The organism is Leptolyngbya boryana PCC 6306 (assembly GCF_000353285.1).
GTDB classification, from domain to species: domain Bacteria; phylum Cyanobacteriota; class Cyanobacteriia; order Leptolyngbyales; family Leptolyngbyaceae; genus Leptolyngbya; species Leptolyngbya boryana.
This window is the reverse complement of the sequence record NZ_KB731325.1, coordinates 96,463-112,357: the sequence shown is the minus strand read 5'-3', so window position 1 is coordinate 112,357 and position 15,895 is coordinate 96,463. Positions and strand designations below refer to the sequence as shown.

The window sequence follows — 15,895 nt, the reverse complement described above, 5'->3', positions numbered from 1 at the left end:
TCGAAGTAGAAACAAACTTCGATCGCTCACTGAAGAAAACAACTTTGGCGAGACCTTTCTACACTCCTGTAGGAAGGCTCGCCTTTTTTATTGGAACTACTCATGAAAACAAACCGAGCCATGAATCAACTTCCTCTCTTTGCTGCCGAAAATGCAGCGTATGCAGAGCGAGAAACCTGTCAATCTTCACCCCCTTTCACTGCAAGAGAAAAGCTGGAGCGGTATGGAGTCGAAGGGCTATCCGACACTGAATTGCTAACATTGATGCTCCCAAGCGATCGACCGTCGGTTGCTGCGGAAATTCTGGCCGTAATAGATACGATCGCCCCAGAAGCTCTCTACGATTCGCTACGATCACTCAGAAAGATTGGCAGCAATCGAGCCGCGTCGTTGAGTGCAGCATTTGAATTAGTTCGCCGTCGCTTACAGGCACACTCATCCAAGGTAAGGGGACCAGAAGATGTGGTGCAACTGCTGTCTTACTTAAATCACAAGGAGCAGGAGCATTTCATCTCGATCTCGCTCAATGGCGCTCATGAAGTCAAGCAAGTTCGAGTGCTGACCGTTGGGCTTGTCAATGTCTGTCAGATTCATCCCCGCGAAGTTTTCAGCCATGCCATTAGCGATCGAGCGGTCTCTCTGATTGTTGCTCACAACCATCCATCGGGGGATACCACGCCTAGCAAAGAAGACATGCGGCTGACTGAAAGACTCGGTGATGCGGCTGACCTCATCGGCATTCCGCTGCTAGATCACATCATTTTTGGACATCGAGGGTTTCTCAGCTTCAAAAGTCAGGGTTTAGCACTTCGCAGTAGTTGATAAGGTCGATGAAATCAGTAGAGATTGCGGTCGGCAATGAATGCGATCGTATGAAACTGTCTACGGCGAGGCGCTTGACCAACGGGGAGGAGTCTCGCCCTTTTGATTGGAATATTCTATGAAAACCAAAGAACAAAAACAGCGAGAACTCCAACACTTAGCTGAATTCATTGGCAATGAAATCTACTATCGCTACAATCCACACCTCTTTCCGAATTTGCTATTGACCGATGGAGTTCGGTTTCTTGCAGAAACAGCCCAATGTTTTTGGCTGCTAGATACGATCGCATTGCTTCAGAAGCATCCAGCAATCTGCAACCATCCCCAGCTACAGCAGATACAGTTCTGGACTCTGCAAGTTGATGAGAATGAATCGGCAACGTTGCGATGCGAGCAGGATACAGATGAAGTAGTCTACCAAGAGAAGCTAGAGTGGACGGATTTTCCACTTCGCATACAACGGCTCTGGGTTTGTCTGGAAAATAAACTTGTTGTGATCATGCTTCCAACCGAGTACTAGAAGAAGGGTTAGTGTTGATTATGACTTGGCGCTATCAACACCAACCCCCACCATTGTGAGGGTTGGGTTAGTCCTCTACGATTCATCCACAGCATTTGTTTCTGGAGCAGCTTGCTTGCACAATTGCTGTGAATCAGAATCGGCGATCGCAAAAAGAAAGAGACTGGAATGGCAAATACAGTAGATCAAACTTGTGTTTGGAAGGGGTTCGGCGATCGCTTTGGCGAATGGGAGTCTCGTTGCCGCTTACGCATCTTCAATGTTCATCCAGAACTCTCGATCGTGATTATCTCGAACCTTAGATGCGATAACGGCACGATAATCACGAATTGTGCAGAGCAGCTTGCGACCAACGTCGTGAAAGATTTCAATCTCGACCCACGATCGCTCACGTGGATAGAGCATCTTCCAGACTCAGAAACCGAATATAGTCAAGTTGAGTTTGATTGGGATCGCTTACAGGCAAGTTATCCCTGCTGGACGTTTCTGCGTCCAGAGCAGGTTGAGTCAATGATTGGAGAGCGTCTCTAGCTTGAAATCAGAGAGGTTCGTCGGGATGAGAAAGAAATTTCAGTTTTCTTGTGTAATAAATCCGAAATAGCTCCCTTATTACACAAGAAAAGCGATCGTTGCCTTGATGAAACCGACGGGGAGTTGCAATTCTCTTGGGAATCGTGCGCCTCGGCTTGATTAGAGATTTCTATCGGATGTTCAATCGTCATGATGCTCTAATTCACTGCCGTTTCCAGATTTCTCAGCATCGAAAGACGGTCGCACCACTCGATGCCTCGTCGTGCTTCTAATTTCGGGGATCATCATGTTTAGAAGGGTGAATCACTGTAACTCGACGAAGCTCGATCGCAGGCTCGAAAATCGGGCGGATCGCTGCCATTGATTGTAGATGTAGGCAACCCACATCAGCCGAGAGTACTGCCCAGCATTTTGAACTCATTATTGATTGAGATCACTAACATCGCAAATTGCAATAGGACATTGATGCGAGTCCCTGCACTTCATGACTGCTGTAGATTAAGCCAAAGACTGGGAATCCTAGTGTCAAGATAACAAGCTGGTTTTATCCAAATTGTCTGATTTAGTCCCCGTTCACTTGAATTCTCATCGCTTCTATGAAACTGAAGCAATTTGTCATCATTGCAACTGCCGCTGTTCTAAGCTGGTTTGGTATTTCCCAAGGGACTAGATTTGCTCAGGCTTATGCCAATCAGCAAAAAACATTCAGTCAGGTCGCTTCTCTTGTCAACGAGATTGGAGACCCAAATCAAGCCCCGAACTTAGACGCTTTGAAGCAGTCCCAGACGAAGCTGCAAGGCACGATATCAGGTCTAGAGGCAATCCCAAATTTTCCAGGATTTGAGTCGGATCGAGCGAAGACTGAGCTTGCAAGATTGCGTCCACTATTTGAGGCAGTCAGCGCTCGTATTCAGCGCGAGGAGAAAGCCTCAGCCGATCTTGCTGCTGCACTCAAATTTGACTCTGAAGCCGCAGAGATGGTCAAAAATTCGCCGCATCCAGCAGAAGTGTGGCAACAAGCTAGAGAGCGATGGCAGCAAGCCATTACTCTACTGGACAAGATTCCCGCCACTTCATTTGTGTCAACACAAGCAAAGACAGGACTTGAAGCCTGTCGCATCAACTTCAAGATTGCCGATACGCAATGGATGGCTGAATCTCAGGCATTCAAGGAAGTTGATCGGGTCATTGCTTCAGTGGAGCAAGCAAAAAAAGCGATTCAAACTCGCCCCTATCAACTTGTAGAACTCTTGAATGCGCGAACTCAGTGGCAACGCTCGCTAGAGCGTCTCAACAAGATTGCAGAAACGACAACCGTTTACTCTGATGCCCAACTCCTAGCAACCTCACATCAAACTAACATCCGTAAGCTGGATGAAGCGATCACTCAAATCAGAAATTGTCAGGGTCGGTATCAACTGACTGAAGTCGATTCAACCAGTACAAGTTTGTGCGGCTATGATGTGAGTCTGGATTTGGAGAATCCAATCGATATCCTTACAGCACAAGCTGAGCCTGAAGTCGATGGGGCAGAGTTCGTTGATGATACAGACGTTACGATCGTTTCAGTGCCAGATACTTCGACAGGCTTTTATTCCCGTTACCGCCAACGTAGAAGTAGCAGCTTCCGTGGAAGCAGTGGAAGCAGCACCACCTGGGTTCGAGGATATACTCGCAGCGACGGGACTTCGGTGCGTGGCCATCATCGCGGGGGGGCTAGAGTCAGTGGAATGGGTTCATCGCGTTCTGGTGGAGCAAGTTCTTAGCGAATTCAATCGACAAATTATAGGTTGTGATGTGAGGAATTCAATCGATGCAGTTAAAGTTGCTGAGGACGAGTATCGTTCAATGCTCTCGCAAAAACGAACAAGTAGATCGTGTCGGAGCGATTGATTCAGGAGCAGGTGCATGATGCTCACACGATCGCAGTTTTATGAACAATATCAGCATTGTTTTAGCTGGTATGACACGGACGAATATGCTTGCTTTGATGTGCTACCTGTTTCTTCTGAGAACATTCAGGCCATTCGCCAAGCCGCAGAAGATGTCTGGCGGGTTTTGGTGGCAGCAGGCGAATTCATGAAAACGTTCGATGATGAGACGCTGTTGGCATATGGGTATCCGATCGAGACTTTAGATTTGATTCGGACCAGTTCTCAGCCCCCCTTTATTGCTCGATGTGATTTCGCAGTCACGAAAACGGGGATTTATCTTCTGGAGTGTAATGCAGAAGTCGCAACGTTTGTCGTTGAGACGTTCAAGATGGATGATCTAGTGGCGCAGCACTTTGGTAGAGCGGGGGTAAACACCGATGCTGAGTCGATTTTGCGGCGAGAGCTAAATCATTACATTGAAGTTGCAGCACATTCAATTGGTAAAAGACCTGAAGACTGTCGGATTGTATTTTCAGCTTTGTCTCAAGCGATCGAAGATATTGGGACGGTTGAGTATCTACGATCGCTCTGTGACTATGACGCGCACTTTTGCGCGATCGAGTTTTTGTCGATGGATGAAGACGGTATCTACGATCAAACCGATGAACCTGTCGATTTAATTTATCGGATTTATCCAACAGAATGGATGATTGAAGATGCAGATCCAGTCAGTGGAATTGGATTATGGGATTATCTAGAGCCTTTAGTCTTCGATCGCAAAGTTGCTTTGATTAATCCTATTTCTTCATTCGTACTGCAAAACAAGGCATTGTTAGCACTCATTACTGAAGCGTGGGGCAATCAAATTGATCATCCACTCTCTGCAATCGTCCATCGGCATTTTCTACCCACGGCAATGACTCCTGATTCGATTTCAGTGCCTTACGTGAGTAAGCCAACATTTGGAAGAGAAGGACAGGAGGTGGAAATTGTCAAAGAAGCAGGTGCAGTCCTCTACAACGCTTCAGCAGAGTATGCTGTTTTTCCTAAGATTTACCAGAAATACGTTGATTTACCAACGGTAGAGCTTGAAGGTGAGTCAGCAACATTGCAGCTGTCATGCTTCTTAATGAATGGAGTTGCCGCAGGCATTTCAGCTAGGGTTGGGGATGCAGTCATCGGGAATCTGTCAAAGTTCCTTCCCGTCTGCTTCTCTCACTCATAACGGCGTGCCAATGTTGAGTGAGGTTATCGTACCGAATTTTGGGTCTTCATGAGCTAGAGACAGTTAGTTTTTCACACAGCTAGAAAGGCGAGCGAGCGTAAGAAGCACTTGCACCATTGTTGATGCGATCGCGAATTGTCCAGGGTGGGACAATTTTGGCGATTCTGCTTACGCCAATCTTTGGGTGGAGTGAACTGTGATATCTAGATGCCCCGCTGTGCGGCTTTCGTAGTTTGTTCGCCTTGTAGTCCGGGAAAGATACTGCCCAACCATTCTGAACCAGCCATTGGGTTGAGGTCGCCAACATTGCAAATCGCGACAGAGCGTTTAATATCGATCTTTGCCCGTTACCCCGCAGCGCAAAGAGTTTGCACCAATTAACGTGCAGGGTAGCTTTCACGTGTTTGCCGCAGTTCCAGACCCGCTTGTTAAATCAGAAAATCTGTTGCTGGTCTGGGCTATCCACGCCTTTGAGACGAATTCTTTGTTTTTCACTTTGAGCGTATCTCCATCAACCACACTCATTATGCCAGTGACTTGACTAGCCGAGATTGCGGGGCAGGGAAGGAGGACACTGAGAAGAAGAATGGCAGAAAATATCGTATTCTCCCAATATCCCACCTTAATGTTGTGCGAAACGGGCGAGATTCTAGCTCAAATACTCGCACTAACGGTGCAAGAAATGACTGGAGAAATATCGGGCTTGAGAAGCGATCGCATCTGGAATGAAGGCTCCGTTCTATGGCACGATCCAAAGGCTTGTTCGCCATAATTCAAGGAAGCTTCCTTTGCCCCGACAACTTTCCTTTCTCCCCGACGATTATGATGAGTTTCTTCGCCTACTGAAGGAACGCATTCGCACAGCGCAACTGCGAGCCGTCCTCTCGGTAAACCGTGAGTTAATACTTCTCTATTGGCATATCGGACGAGAAATTCTCCATCGCCAGAGGCAAGAGGGTTGGGGAGCAAAGGTCATTGAACGATTGGCAAAAGACCTGAAGCGAGATTTTCCTCAGATGAAGGGGTTTTCACGCTCAAATCTCACGTACATGCGGGCTTTTGCTGAAGCATATCCTGATGAGCAATTTGTCCAACAGGTTGTTGGACAAATTCCGTGGGGTCACAACGTGCGGCTTCTAGATATGGTCAAAGACCCAGAGGCGCGGCTTTGGTACGCTTGTAAAGCAATTGAATACGGCTGGAGTCGGAATGTCTTAATCCACCAGATTGAGAGCAATCTTCATCAGCGCCAGGGCAGTGCCATCACCAATTTTGCTCAAACCCTACCGCCATCTCAGTCCGATCTCGCGCAGTCCTTAATTAAAGACCCGTACATGATGGACTTTATCACGCTGAGCGAAGGGGCTTTGGAGCGCGAGTTAGAGCAGGCACTTGTCTCTCACATACGCGAATTTCTCCTAGAGTTGGGGGTTGGCTTCTCTTTCATGGGCAACCAATTCCCGATCGTGGTTGATGGGAAGGAGTACAAAATCGATCTGCTTTTCTACCATGTCAAGCTTCGCTGTTACATTGTGATCGAGTTGAAGATGGGCGATTTCGAGCCTGCGTATTCAGGGCAGATGAATTTTTATGTGTCCGCAGTGGATGATTTGCTGCGACATCCTGACGACCAACCAACGATCGGGCTGATTCTCTGTCGTTCAAAATCTAAGACGACTGTGGAGTATGCACTGCGTAATGTCAGCACTCCGATCGGAGTTTCGACTCATCGAGTACCAGATCAGTTTAAATCAACGTTGCCTTCGATCGAAGAATTGGAACAGGAATTGGAGTCTGCTGCAACCGCCCTAGAAGCAGAGATTGATGTAGACCCAAGCTGAGCAGTTGATCCCATTAACTGCTAATACATGGAACGAACCGCGATGAACTGCGATCGCATCTTGAAATTGAATGTATCTATCAATAAACGCTCGTCTTCTGAGCAGACATAGAAATGACTGCTGCTAATTGTTCCAACTGCATTTTCACCTTTTTATGAAGAAAGAATGAGTTCAGGAAGCCAACTTCGCTGAGTGAGATAATACGAGACATGACTCAGAATAAATTGGCGCAACAGCCAAATGAGTATCATGATCTAATGATTTAAAGAAATAATTGCTTCTGGAGAGATTATGCTGATTCTTGACTGAAACAGCAGATTGAATCAGAAATGATACAAAATCTGTCCATATAATCAATTCAGGGAAACCTCGGTAGAAAATAGTATGACGTTCAAAACGCGTTAAATAGAGTTAGATGGCTAAGCTTTTGACTGCCAAAAATTCTACAGTGATGATTCTGAGTGCAATTGGTTTTTTGATAGGTTACGAACTAATTCGTTTCGGTGCTATCTCTGAGGAATGTAGTAAGCATTTTATTCAAACCAACCCATTATCCAGTGTATAGCACTGCTTGATTGGTATGCAGACTGCACTTTGGTTTATTTTAAGTAAGCCATTATGGAGTGCGTTGGTTGCTCTTAAGCCAAACTTTAAGGGTAATTGCAAAGAAATTTTTCTATCTCTTTTTATACTAGCGTTATTGTTTTTCGGATTACTCTATGCAGTTCCTTTTCGTACTGGCTCCCCACTTCAGAGCCATATCTACAAAATCAGCATCCTGACGTTAATAGCATTTTGCCTCATAATGGCTCCAGCGTGTGTCGGGATTTAGCTTGTTCAAGCTGCTCTGGGAAAAATTAGTTATATTGGACAGCCTACTACAAGCACAATCTTGCATTTTCTTGACCTTCGAGACCGCCTACAGTTCTTTCTTGTGATTGCTGGAACAGGCATCAGTGCTGCAACATTAGGTTCAGGTGCATTGCGTAATACTCTTATTGCTTGGGCAAAATCAGATACACTTTCTTTGGCTTGTATTAAAGTAGCCAAGTCAGTAAATTTTCCAGCCGAGATGGTGTTACTTTATGGGCTATATACGACAGCGCTCCTGACACTTGTTTATATCCCAACCTTTATCGCTTTCCAGTCCAAAGGGCGCGAAATTTGCGGCTCCACCTATCCAAAGCCATCATTCAATTCAGACGCTTCAGATTCGTGGGTGAATTGGTATTCAAATCAGAAAAAGGTAGAAGAACTTCTCAAACTTCAATTAGGTGCAACAGATAGTTTAAAGACAGGCATCTCAATCCTAGCTCCACTTGCTGGCAGTGCTATTTCCTTATTGCTAGGTAGTAAATAGTTGGCTCAGTTATCTCTAAGGTGTACCGTATTGCCATATTTTGAAAACTATCCACTCTGTCTCCCAATTTTGTCAAAAAGCAACCTATTTTAATAGGAGCGAAATTACGAGATCCTGGTTGTGTCCCAAAAATGGTAGGGTGTGGAAGCTCAATTTTCTCTGGCCTTACTCCAAATGACGACTGTCTTCTTGTTCAAATGGCGGCACTTCTTGCCAGAAATCATCTTGCTGAATGTACGCTGGTACTGTCGTTACTCTTGTGCGATTCGTGTTTGTCTTTAAAGATTGCCTGTTTTGCCTCGGCTAATTTAATTCCCAATCGATCAATTCTCATTCAGCGCCTTACCTGTGGAGCGCAAGAAACCACAATTAGCGATCGCCTCCCGGATCACCTTCATATCGCCCTGGATGTATTTCAGCCAGAATGCTCTAATTTTTTCTTGTAAGCTTTCTAAATCCCCATCTTCATAGTCTGAAATGTCGAGAATTGGCACAATACCAATATGGTTCCATTTTGATTCATCAATTTTACATTTGCTTTTCAATCCGCTAATGTTGAGCGTGTTTAGTTCTTGATAAATCGCTTGCTTGATTTCCATCCTTCCAGGACCAATTACTAGATGAACACAGAGATTTTGAGGCTCGTTCCAAAACTCAAAGAGGAAGATTCGATCGCTCCCTGTCCAGCCAGAGCAAGTCTTTTGAAATGCCATGCCATCCCACTCCTTTGGAGCGACTCGAATGTATCGTTTGTCAATGGAGTCTAAATCAATATTTTCTGCTTGAGAAAACTCCTGGATAAGTTGTTTTATGTAGTCTTCGACATCTGATCGCATATCAGGGCGATGCTCGTAGATCAGATCGATCGCTTGACGGTGCTGTTTGTATATTTTGCGGCACAGTTCAGCAATGTCGGACTCGCGCATAATATGTCTCCTGACTAAATCAACGTAATGGCGTATTGCGATGTAAATATCATCTGTAAGGCTTGATCTTCGCTCGTTACATACGGTTTCGATGATCTCTGCGATCGCTCCATAAGCGAAGGAGATCCATCGAGGGCGAGAGGCTGCTGAACCTTCTCTAGTGAGAAAAACAAACATTTTTTTGCAGTTTCGAAACTCTTTGGCAACCACATCCTCGTAGGTGCGGAGTTGATTGGGACTTTCTACGGCATCTACTTTGTTTTCGATGACGCAAACGAAGGAGTTGATGGGCGAATAAATCAAGAGATCGATGTTCTTCCATTCGCGCCGAATCTCGGCATCGGAGAAATCGGAGCGAGCGATATCAAGGCTATCTATAGGGGCTTTTTCGGCATCGGCGAGGATGGCGATCAGGAGTTTTTTCAGGAAGAGATCACCGAGTCGATGTTTCTCGGAGGGGTTGAGGAGAAATTGAATGAAGTTGGAATGCTTGATTTCCTGGCGAACCATGCCAACGGCTTCAAAAATATTGAACTGAGATATTTTTGCTTCTAGGGCTTCCAGGTCGGGATTGTGGATAATAAATTTCTCAAGGATTGCTCTCTGTTCTTCAAGCGTCATGTGAATTGGCTCTGTTTCTGGAATTGCTGGTGTTTTTTGGGAGTCGCTTTGTGAATCACGGGTTAGTTCAGTCATACGCATTCACTCTGTTACAACAGCTTGAGTTGTTGCTCGTCTGGTTCAACATCCGGCCATTGCTTTTTACTAGTCTTCCCTTTTGCCTTCTGCCCCTTGCCTTTTGCCTTCTTTTTATCGTGCAAGCTCTGGGCAACTTCTTCGGCGTAGCATTGATGGTTCAACTCCAACAGTCGATGCTTCAACGCACTTCATGTTCGAGCACTTCCCACCGTGCAGTCTCGCTGATGGTAAAGCGGATGCCTTGCTTGGTTGGGTGAAAGTCGTGCTCTAAGTCGAGATCTTGCTAACCATAAGCGATCTCAACCGCTTGATTCATTTCGATCTTGAGTCCAAACTGATTGTCCTACCATTCTTCAGATGTTGATCGCAGCAGCTTCAAATGCTCCGGATCATGAGCATCTAAGCCTGTGGGGAATACCTTGAGCAGCACAGGCAGGCTCAGAAATGAACCCGATGCTTCAACCAGCGACAACCATTCAGCGTGATGACGTGCAGTAGACTTAGACAGTTAAGACGGCAGGGTAGAAAGGAGAGTTATATCAGATAGGGGAGTATCAGCAGACGGATTCGATTCTTCAGAAAAAGTTGCAATGACCGGATTATGGTCACTCAGTTCCTCCCACATTGGAGATGTCAGTACCTCACATTTATCCAAATAGCGATACCATGCAGCCGGAACAAAGATGCCATCACAGTGATAGGGAGTCACTTTATCTCGGCTCCAACGTAAAGTTTGAGTAAGATTACGGTTCGGGTTTGCTGCCTGCCAACAACTCATCAAGCCAAACTCTTTCCGCAATCGCTTCAGCAACCATAAATCCTGATCCTGTTGCTGTTCACCCGGATGACGCACCCCAACCGTCAGGTTAAAGTCACCCCCGATGATCAGATCTGCATCATTAGTGAGGGTGGCAAGCCAATCAAGGATTCGATTCATGGAGGGTTTATACGGGGCTGGTGCATGGATGCTAATCACCCGTAGCTTCTGTGCTCGAACAGCTGACCACGCAACGCCTTCCACCTCTACCCCGACCACATTCCCCTCAAACTGGGGAACCTCAATCTTTTTGACCGAGCCAGATCGGACAAAGACTGCGCTCCCCCAAGTATTGTTTCCAACCTTTGCCCACTGCACCTGATGCCAGTGACTCTCCCAAAATCGGCTGGTCACGTACTGTTGGGGATGACAGGTCTCCTGAACCAGGAAGATATCGGGATTCGCAACCTCAAAAATTTGACTCCAGTGGACGCGCTGACCCGCCTTTCCACCATATCGAAGATTGTAGGTTGCGATTTTCATGGCTGGTTCTTCTACTTTACGAATTCCATCAGAGTCGGACTGCCGGGTGTTCAATCAAAACGGGACCTTCTGGAATGAATCGTGCTCCATAATTTGCTTTCTTATTCTTCCCACGCAAGTTACCAATCGGAATGGATTTCTGAAGCAGTTCCAACTCCTGTACCTCCCAAAACACAGCCCAGGTTGGCGTATCCGTCACTGTGGATTGAGGGCGGTAGATGGATTTACCTGGATAACGACCTCGACGAGAAGCGACATAGCCCACATACAGCCCTCGCCAAGTGACTTCTGGGTTCAAGGGTTGCTCACCCTTGGCATGAGACGCATAAATGAAAACTTCGATCGCCTTTCCGCCTCGGAGCTTTTCGACCTCGCTAAAGACCTCAAAGTCTCAAGGGGTGACAACGAAGCTAGAGAGCAGACTGGATCAAGGAAATGGCATTGAGACCTCGCTGAAAAAAGGGACGTTTTTGCGGCTTGAGTGCCATCAACTTGGTCGCCAGAGTTGACCACAATTGCAAGGGTTCAATCCACAACCTGCCATACAAGCCAATCCAGAAATTGCTATGTCGGTTTCGGGTTCGCTTCGGCTCCTTGACTCGACCGACGTAGCATTGCACTTGCTTTTGGCGAATGCGTCGTCCCTGAAGCGTTGAGAGCGAATAAGCAATGGCAATCAGAACCAGTAGTGCATTGAATCGGCGTGAATCGGCATGGCAATCTTCGAGATGATAGCCACCGGATTTGTAGTCTTTGAACAGCGGCTCAATGGAGAAGCGATTAGAGTAAGCTTTCAGAGTTTGTTCGGCACCGACGAGATTGGTCAGCAGATACCAAGCATCAGAATTCGATTGACGGTAGGCGCGTTTTTGGCGCAAGACTAAATTATGCTTGCCGAACCCGCGATTTTGCGTGACTTGAATGTGCAGATATTGCTCAGTGATTCCGGGCGTTTGTGGCAAATCGTCGAGGCGAGTAAACGCATCGCTGTCATTCGGTTTGATGGTCGTACTTTTCGGTAAACGGAACACGAATTTGACTTGTTTTTCCACACACCAAGCAGCAAGCTCGATACTGTGAAACTCACGGTCTCCGAGCAAAATGAAGCGATACTTTTTCAACAGATGAAATACCGGACATAACACTTTTCGTTGTTCAGCCAGCGAACTCTGTCCTTGCTTGTTCAGCCACATCCAGTGCAATGGGATTGCCCGCTTCTGGTATACAAGACTCACCATGATCAAGTTATGGTTTTGCCATTGCGTCCGGTCAACCACCAGGTGAAGCGGAGTTCTACCTGAGTAATGTCGTTTGATCCACTGCTTGACAATCGGAAACCAGATCGCTTGTGGAGTCAGTTGCGGCAGACTCAAGAATCGCTGAATATTCCGCCGTCTGCTCTCAAATAGAATCGGTTGCGGAAACAGGGTCGCTATCCGTTCAATCGTAATTCTTCGCTCTTTTTGCAACAGTTCGACCAAGATTTCTAGCGTCACAAATTGCGCTTCCGTTAATTGCGATTGTAAACAGGTTTGATAGAATGAGGGCAACATCTTTTAGATTGATGGGGTGAAACAAGTGGAATCACCTCATTTTTTCTGTCTCTCAATGCTGCTATCCGGCATCCTTTCTACCGTTCAGTCGTGTCGTCACCCCTTAAGCCTCAAAGTCCATACTGCCGAATGCCACTTTGGGCATGTGGTCAGACGGCAAATCGTCTGAGTCCAGTTGAGTAGCAATGGCTTCTAATCCAGAGATCAGGTGCATCTCTGGAACCGGGGCAAGAATGGCGAAGGTATGAGTTTTTTGCATGAATCAAACGCTTTGAATCAGAGATCAGCTTTTCTAGCCTACTAGGGATGGATCAGCTTGTGGGGAATTAGGAATGTGACCGCTAGAGGGAATAATCAAGCCGTTGGGTGTTCAAACCAATTGCGAATCAGGCTCGTCTCCTGTTCAATCTCTCTGGGAATTTGTTCTGCCCTGGCTTTAAGACTGTTCATATTGCGCTCAAACTGCTCCCGTTCTAGCGTGCTAAAATAAGGTCAATTGTTCGACCTGCGGTTCCTCCAACTCCTTCAGGATGATCTTCTGTAATTCCGTCAGAATGGCAGTGATATCGGTAATTTCCTTTTCTGCCCGGTTCTGCAAATCCCGTTGCAGACTCGTGCTACGTTCCCCTTTCCGCACTTCCAACGCCTGCATCAAGGGGTCGGCATACTTGTCCCACATCTGGGCCAACTTTTGCGACACAACCCGAGATCCCAGGGCGATGAATCAAGTTTGCATTAATTCACAGCAACCAACGGCTCGATCTCATCTTCATCCACAAGAGATCGCTGTGACGGTTTCCGATAGGTAAATCTCAGCGTTGTTCCACTGGCAATAACCCGACGAACTTCGTCATAGAGAAGATAATCGGAATACGTATGGGCATCTTTGATTCCCGATAAATGTACCCAAGCTTGAGATCGCGTTAATGCCACAAACAACTGGTTGCGTAGTAAAAGATTGTCTTCCTGTTGAGCAACCGATTCGAGACCAAGGATATACACGAATTTCGCTTCGTGCCCTTTTGCGCGATGAATACGCGAGACGGTTATTGCTCCAGACATCCAGAACGTATCAACATTCTGATTCATCCCGGTAGTAGGTTGATTAGTAGTCGAGGCTCCTGGTAAGTAGTAGTCGATTCCATGCGATCGCAAAGTTTGGGCAAACTGGCGTTGAAGCTCAAAGCTTGCACTATGTCTCTGTGATGACTCCTCAGTCTCAGCACCACCAAGAACAATCACAAGTAAATCACGACTCGGCTGCAAGCCTTCTTCGTCGATATGATGACGTAGCCGCTTCGCGATCGCGTTAAATTGAATTGCACGATCAGAGTACGCTTCAAATTCTAGTAACGGTTGCTGCCAAAGCTGAGGGACAGGATTGGGAGAATTTTCTGGAGGGCGGTGCAATTTGATGGGCTGATGCGATCGACGAAAATCTCCTTCTACTTCGTAGCCCATCTGCTGCCAATCTTGTTGGGTTGTGAACCCACTGAGCATTCCTGTCGGGCGTAGTAAGCCCATTCCCAAGGCATGAGCGGCAACGAGAATCGGACCAGGAGTACGGTAGCACCGTTTCATCACCTCGCTCTTTTGAATCCCACCTGGATAGCTCCCGCCTGTGCGCTGCCCCGAAAGCAACGCTCCTAATTCCGTGCCAAACACTTCTCGGTACGACGGAACTTTCAACGAGTCTAAACTCTGAGCTTCGTCATATGCCCAGATGAGACGACGGATATCAGAATGAGGGTTAACAGGGCGTAAAGCTTGCCAAGCCAACCAGTAAATTGCTTGCTTGTCTTCGATTTGCAGTGTTTCACGAGTCAGTAGGTCTTGCCCCTCATCAATGAGAATGGCATCGAACGTGGGTTGAATCGGGTGATTTTCAAGCAGGCGTTTACAGTTTGCTGCGAGTCGTTCTGGAATACTTCCCGTTACAGGCGCAGATGTTAAGACACTTCCCCCTGCTTGATTGCGCAACAGCGAATAGAGACCTGCACGATCGCGAGCACCCCAAGCGTGAAGCACTTTGAGTTTACCATTGACGAAGTCTGGCTCAAGCTCTCCGTTACTCCATTCGTGTAGCCAAGTTCTCAAAATTTCTGGCACAAGCTGATAGAGGCTTCGCGTGAAAAAGACCAATGCAATATCCCAATCCGGATGCTGAAGGTGCATTCGGGCTGCTTTCTGGCAAAGCAATAAGGTTTTCCCTGATCCCGCAATGCCTCGAATCCGTTGTGGACCTGGCGGAATTTGAATGCCAATCTTCGCCTGCTGCTGATCAAACTCCCCGATAAATGTTTGCAGTGTTGAGAGAACATCTGATCGAGATTGAATCGATGGAGGGGGAACTGGCACAACGGGACGAGATCCGCCAACAATAACGTGTCGAAGTTCTCTCCAATCAGTATTACTGAGATTCAAGGGTTGTTCTCCGCGCTCGATCGGAAGAGCACGATATTCAAGGGCATCTCGAAGACTGCGTCGTCCCAACTCATCTCCAAAAATCAGCGGTGGACAAGTTGGATGATCCACGTCAAATCCGCGAGCTTGCCATTCATCACGAGTAACACAAGGCAGTGCCACAAGCACTCGTCCTGGCATTCGACCTCTGAGTGCTTTTCGGCGATCGCAGCTTCTCAGAATTTGGCGCAGTTGATTTTCTCCCTGCCGGAACGGATAGAGATAGCGCGTGTAGAAGTTCTGCATCTCCCACTGATTAGCGCGAATCTCAACGAGTTGATCGATCGCAAAGGATTTAACCTCAATGACGGTAATGCCCTGGTCACGATTAACTAATAGAACGTCAGGCTGATAGCGCAATTGTCGATCGCGATTGAAGTAGGTGTAGTTAAGACAGGCAATCCCTTCACCCGTCCCTTTGAGCGCCTGTGTAACTTTTTCCCAGATCAGCCGCTCACCATCCTCGCCGGGTCCTCCAAAAACCTCACTGACAATGAACTCCCAATCTGCCATCGCTACTCATCAAATTGCTGCGTTTAGCGTAAGTGTTCCCGCTCATACCGGATTGGGGACAAACCGTAAAAAAGCAATCCCCTCACAAATTCACTACAAATTTGAGGCGCGAACTCGATCAATTTTGAAAGCAATCCTGTTCCTGAAGACGTTGTCATCTATTTTCTTGTGTAATTAAGGATTTATTTTGCAAGTCTTACACAAGAAAGATTATTCGCGATGAGGTCAAGCATAATGTTCTGAAACTGATGGCGTTCTCTCTAAACGC

At 46.8% G+C, this 15,895-nt stretch carries 19 protein-coding genes and 1 pseudogene; 10 read left to right on the top strand and 10 right to left on the bottom strand.

Going from position 1 to position 15,895, the window contains the following annotated elements; genetic code table 11:
- Positions 1 to 102 precede the first annotated feature (102 nt).
- The 3 genes from LEPBO_RS38945 to LEPBO_RS0131530 all read left to right on the top strand — a co-directional run bounded on the left by LEPBO_RS38945 (position 103) and on the right by LEPBO_RS0131530 (position 1,873).
- Positions 103 to 822 (top strand): JAB domain-containing protein, encoded by a 720-nt coding sequence (locus tag LEPBO_RS38945; RefSeq protein WP_081614818.1) that lies wholly within the window; start codon positions 103 to 105, stop codon positions 820 to 822.
- Between the two features lie 118 nt (positions 823 to 940).
- Positions 941 to 1,342: a DUF6876 family protein gene (locus LEPBO_RS38940; protein ID WP_017291595.1), complete on the top strand. Its 402-nt coding sequence runs from the start codon at positions 941 to 943 to the stop codon at positions 1,340 to 1,342.
- A gap of 168 nt (positions 1,343 to 1,510) precedes the next feature.
- Positions 1,511 to 1,873, top strand: coding sequence for a hypothetical protein (locus LEPBO_RS0131530; RefSeq protein ID WP_017291594.1), 363 nt, complete (start codon positions 1,511 to 1,513; stop codon positions 1,871 to 1,873).
- 268 nt (positions 1,874 to 2,141) lie between these two features.
- Here LEPBO_RS0131530 and LEPBO_RS43125 read toward each other — a convergent pair whose 3' ends face one another.
- Positions 2,142 to 2,294: a hypothetical protein gene (locus LEPBO_RS43125; RefSeq protein WP_154660847.1), complete on the bottom strand. Its 153-nt coding sequence runs from the start codon at positions 2,292 to 2,294 to the stop codon at positions 2,142 to 2,144.
- A gap of 175 nt (positions 2,295 to 2,469) precedes the next feature.
- Between LEPBO_RS43125 and LEPBO_RS0131520 the strand changes: the two genes are divergently transcribed.
- A complete protein-coding gene (locus LEPBO_RS0131520; protein ID WP_017291592.1) occupies positions 2,470 to 3,639 on the top strand; it encodes a hypothetical protein in 1,170 nt (389 codons plus the stop codon).
- 142 nt (positions 3,640 to 3,781) lie between these two features.
- Complete coding sequence (locus LEPBO_RS0131510) at positions 3,782 to 4,972, top strand: glutathionylspermidine synthase family protein (protein WP_017291590.1); 1,191 nt, start codon at positions 3,782 to 3,784, stop codon at positions 4,970 to 4,972.
- A gap of 79 nt (positions 4,973 to 5,051) precedes the next feature.
- Here LEPBO_RS0131510 and LEPBO_RS42600 read toward each other — a convergent pair whose 3' ends face one another.
- Positions 5,052 to 5,279: a hypothetical protein gene (locus LEPBO_RS42600; RefSeq protein WP_144056414.1), complete on the bottom strand. Its 228-nt coding sequence runs from the start codon at positions 5,277 to 5,279 to the stop codon at positions 5,052 to 5,054.
- A gap of 279 nt (positions 5,280 to 5,558) precedes the next feature.
- On the opposite strand from LEPBO_RS42600, the gene LEPBO_RS42595 reads away from it, so the two are divergent.
- The 4 genes and pseudogenes from LEPBO_RS42595 to LEPBO_RS42590 all read left to right on the top strand — a co-directional run.
- Positions 5,559 to 5,744, top strand: coding sequence for a hypothetical protein (locus LEPBO_RS42595; protein WP_144056413.1), 186 nt, complete (start codon positions 5,559 to 5,561; stop codon positions 5,742 to 5,744).
- A gap of 16 nt (positions 5,745 to 5,760) precedes the next feature.
- Entirely contained in the window at positions 5,761 to 6,813 is a 1,053-nt protein-coding gene (locus LEPBO_RS0131500; RefSeq protein WP_036047078.1) for a PDDEXK nuclease domain-containing protein, read from the top strand.
- Between the two features lie 934 nt (positions 6,814 to 7,747).
- Positions 7,748 to 8,173, top strand: coding sequence for a hypothetical protein (locus LEPBO_RS0131495; protein WP_026149061.1), 426 nt, complete (start codon positions 7,748 to 7,750; stop codon positions 8,171 to 8,173).
- Positions 8,174 to 8,347: 174 nt separating this feature from the next.
- Positions 8,348 to 8,443, top strand: a pseudogene (locus LEPBO_RS42590) (IS6 family transposase); the annotation flags it as partial.
- Between the two features lie 53 nt (positions 8,444 to 8,496).
- On the opposite strand, the gene LEPBO_RS0131490 reads toward LEPBO_RS42590, so the two are convergent.
- A complete protein-coding gene (locus LEPBO_RS0131490) occupies positions 8,497 to 9,795 on the bottom strand; it encodes a PDDEXK-like family protein (protein ID WP_017291586.1) in 1,299 nt (432 codons plus the stop codon).
- 103 nt (positions 9,796 to 9,898) lie between these two features.
- Here LEPBO_RS0131490 and LEPBO_RS43120 point away from each other — a divergent pair, with 103 nt between their 5' ends.
- Positions 9,899 to 10,069 (top strand): hypothetical protein, encoded by a 171-nt coding sequence (locus LEPBO_RS43120; RefSeq protein ID WP_154660846.1) that lies wholly within the window; start codon positions 9,899 to 9,901, stop codon positions 10,067 to 10,069.
- A 72-nt stretch (positions 10,070 to 10,141) separates the two neighbouring features.
- Here the strand turns inward: LEPBO_RS43120 and LEPBO_RS44655 are convergent, their stop codons facing one another.
- From LEPBO_RS44655 to LEPBO_RS0131455, 7 genes are all read right to left on the bottom strand, one after another.
- Positions 10,142 to 10,270 (bottom strand): hypothetical protein, encoded by a 129-nt coding sequence (locus LEPBO_RS44655; protein WP_263970852.1) that lies wholly within the window; start codon positions 10,268 to 10,270, stop codon positions 10,142 to 10,144.
- Between the two features lie 36 nt (positions 10,271 to 10,306).
- On the bottom strand, positions 10,307 to 11,098 hold the full coding sequence (locus LEPBO_RS0131480) for an endonuclease/exonuclease/phosphatase family protein (RefSeq protein WP_017291584.1): 792 nt from the start codon (positions 11,096 to 11,098) through the stop codon (positions 10,307 to 10,309).
- Between the two features lie 28 nt (positions 11,099 to 11,126).
- The gene (locus tag LEPBO_RS38935) at positions 11,127 to 11,396 is read right to left on the bottom strand and encodes a hypothetical protein (RefSeq protein WP_071596254.1); all 270 of its coding nucleotides are present in this window, start codon (positions 11,394 to 11,396) and stop codon (positions 11,127 to 11,129) included.
- 112 nt (positions 11,397 to 11,508) lie between these two features.
- On the bottom strand, positions 11,509 to 12,651 hold the full coding sequence (locus LEPBO_RS0131470; RefSeq protein ID WP_017285525.1) for an IS4 family transposase: 1,143 nt from the start codon (positions 12,649 to 12,651) through the stop codon (positions 11,509 to 11,511).
- A gap of 103 nt (positions 12,652 to 12,754) precedes the next feature.
- The gene (locus LEPBO_RS43115) at positions 12,755 to 12,910 is read right to left on the bottom strand and encodes a hypothetical protein (RefSeq protein ID WP_017291582.1); all 156 of its coding nucleotides are present in this window, start codon (positions 12,908 to 12,910) and stop codon (positions 12,755 to 12,757) included.
- Positions 12,911 to 13,132: 222 nt separating this feature from the next.
- Positions 13,133 to 13,351 (bottom strand): hypothetical protein, encoded by a 219-nt coding sequence (locus tag LEPBO_RS43495; RefSeq protein WP_017291581.1) that lies wholly within the window; start codon positions 13,349 to 13,351, stop codon positions 13,133 to 13,135.
- 35 nt (positions 13,352 to 13,386) lie between these two features.
- Complete coding sequence (locus LEPBO_RS0131455) at positions 13,387 to 15,627, bottom strand: ATP-binding domain-containing protein (protein ID WP_017291580.1); 2,241 nt, start codon at positions 15,625 to 15,627, stop codon at positions 13,387 to 13,389.
- Positions 15,628 to 15,895: the final 268 nt, after the last annotated feature.

Bases quoted from the DNA above. Each gene is read 5' to 3' on its own strand.
- LEPBO_RS42600 (WP_144056414.1), bottom strand. From the start codon at position 5,279: ATGTTGGCGACCTCAACCCAATGGCTGGTTCAGAATGGTTGGGCAGTA.
- LEPBO_RS43125 (WP_154660847.1), bottom strand. From the start codon at position 2,294: ATGAGTTCAAAATGCTGGGCAGTACTCTCGGCTGATGTGGGTTGCCTA.
- LEPBO_RS0131490 (WP_017291586.1), bottom strand. From the start codon at position 9,795: ATGACTGAACTAACCCGTGATTCACAAAGCGACTCCCAAAAAACACCA.
- LEPBO_RS38940 (WP_017291595.1), top strand. From the start codon at position 941: ATGAAAACCAAAGAACAAAAACAGCGAGAACTCCAACACTTAGCTGAA.
- LEPBO_RS0131480 (WP_017291584.1), bottom strand. From the start codon at position 11,098: ATGAAAATCGCAACCTACAATCTTCGATATGGTGGAAAGGCGGGTCAG.
- LEPBO_RS0131520 (WP_017291592.1), top strand. From the start codon at position 2,470: ATGAAACTGAAGCAATTTGTCATCATTGCAACTGCCGCTGTTCTAAGC.
- LEPBO_RS0131530 (WP_017291594.1), top strand. From the start codon at position 1,511: ATGGCAAATACAGTAGATCAAACTTGTGTTTGGAAGGGGTTCGGCGAT.
- LEPBO_RS38945 (WP_081614818.1), top strand. From the start codon at position 103: ATGAAAACAAACCGAGCCATGAATCAACTTCCTCTCTTTGCTGCCGAA.
- LEPBO_RS43115 (WP_017291582.1), bottom strand. From the start codon at position 12,910: ATGCAAAAAACTCATACCTTCGCCATTCTTGCCCCGGTTCCAGAGATG.
- LEPBO_RS0131455 (WP_017291580.1), bottom strand. From the start codon at position 15,627: ATGGCAGATTGGGAGTTCATTGTCAGTGAGGTTTTTGGAGGACCCGGC.
- LEPBO_RS0131510 (WP_017291590.1), top strand. From the start codon at position 3,782: ATGATGCTCACACGATCGCAGTTTTATGAACAATATCAGCATTGTTTT.
- LEPBO_RS42595 (WP_144056413.1), top strand. From the start codon at position 5,559: ATGGCAGAAAATATCGTATTCTCCCAATATCCCACCTTAATGTTGTGC.
- LEPBO_RS0131470 (WP_017285525.1), bottom strand. From the start codon at position 12,651: ATGTTGCCCTCATTCTATCAAACCTGTTTACAATCGCAATTAACGGAA.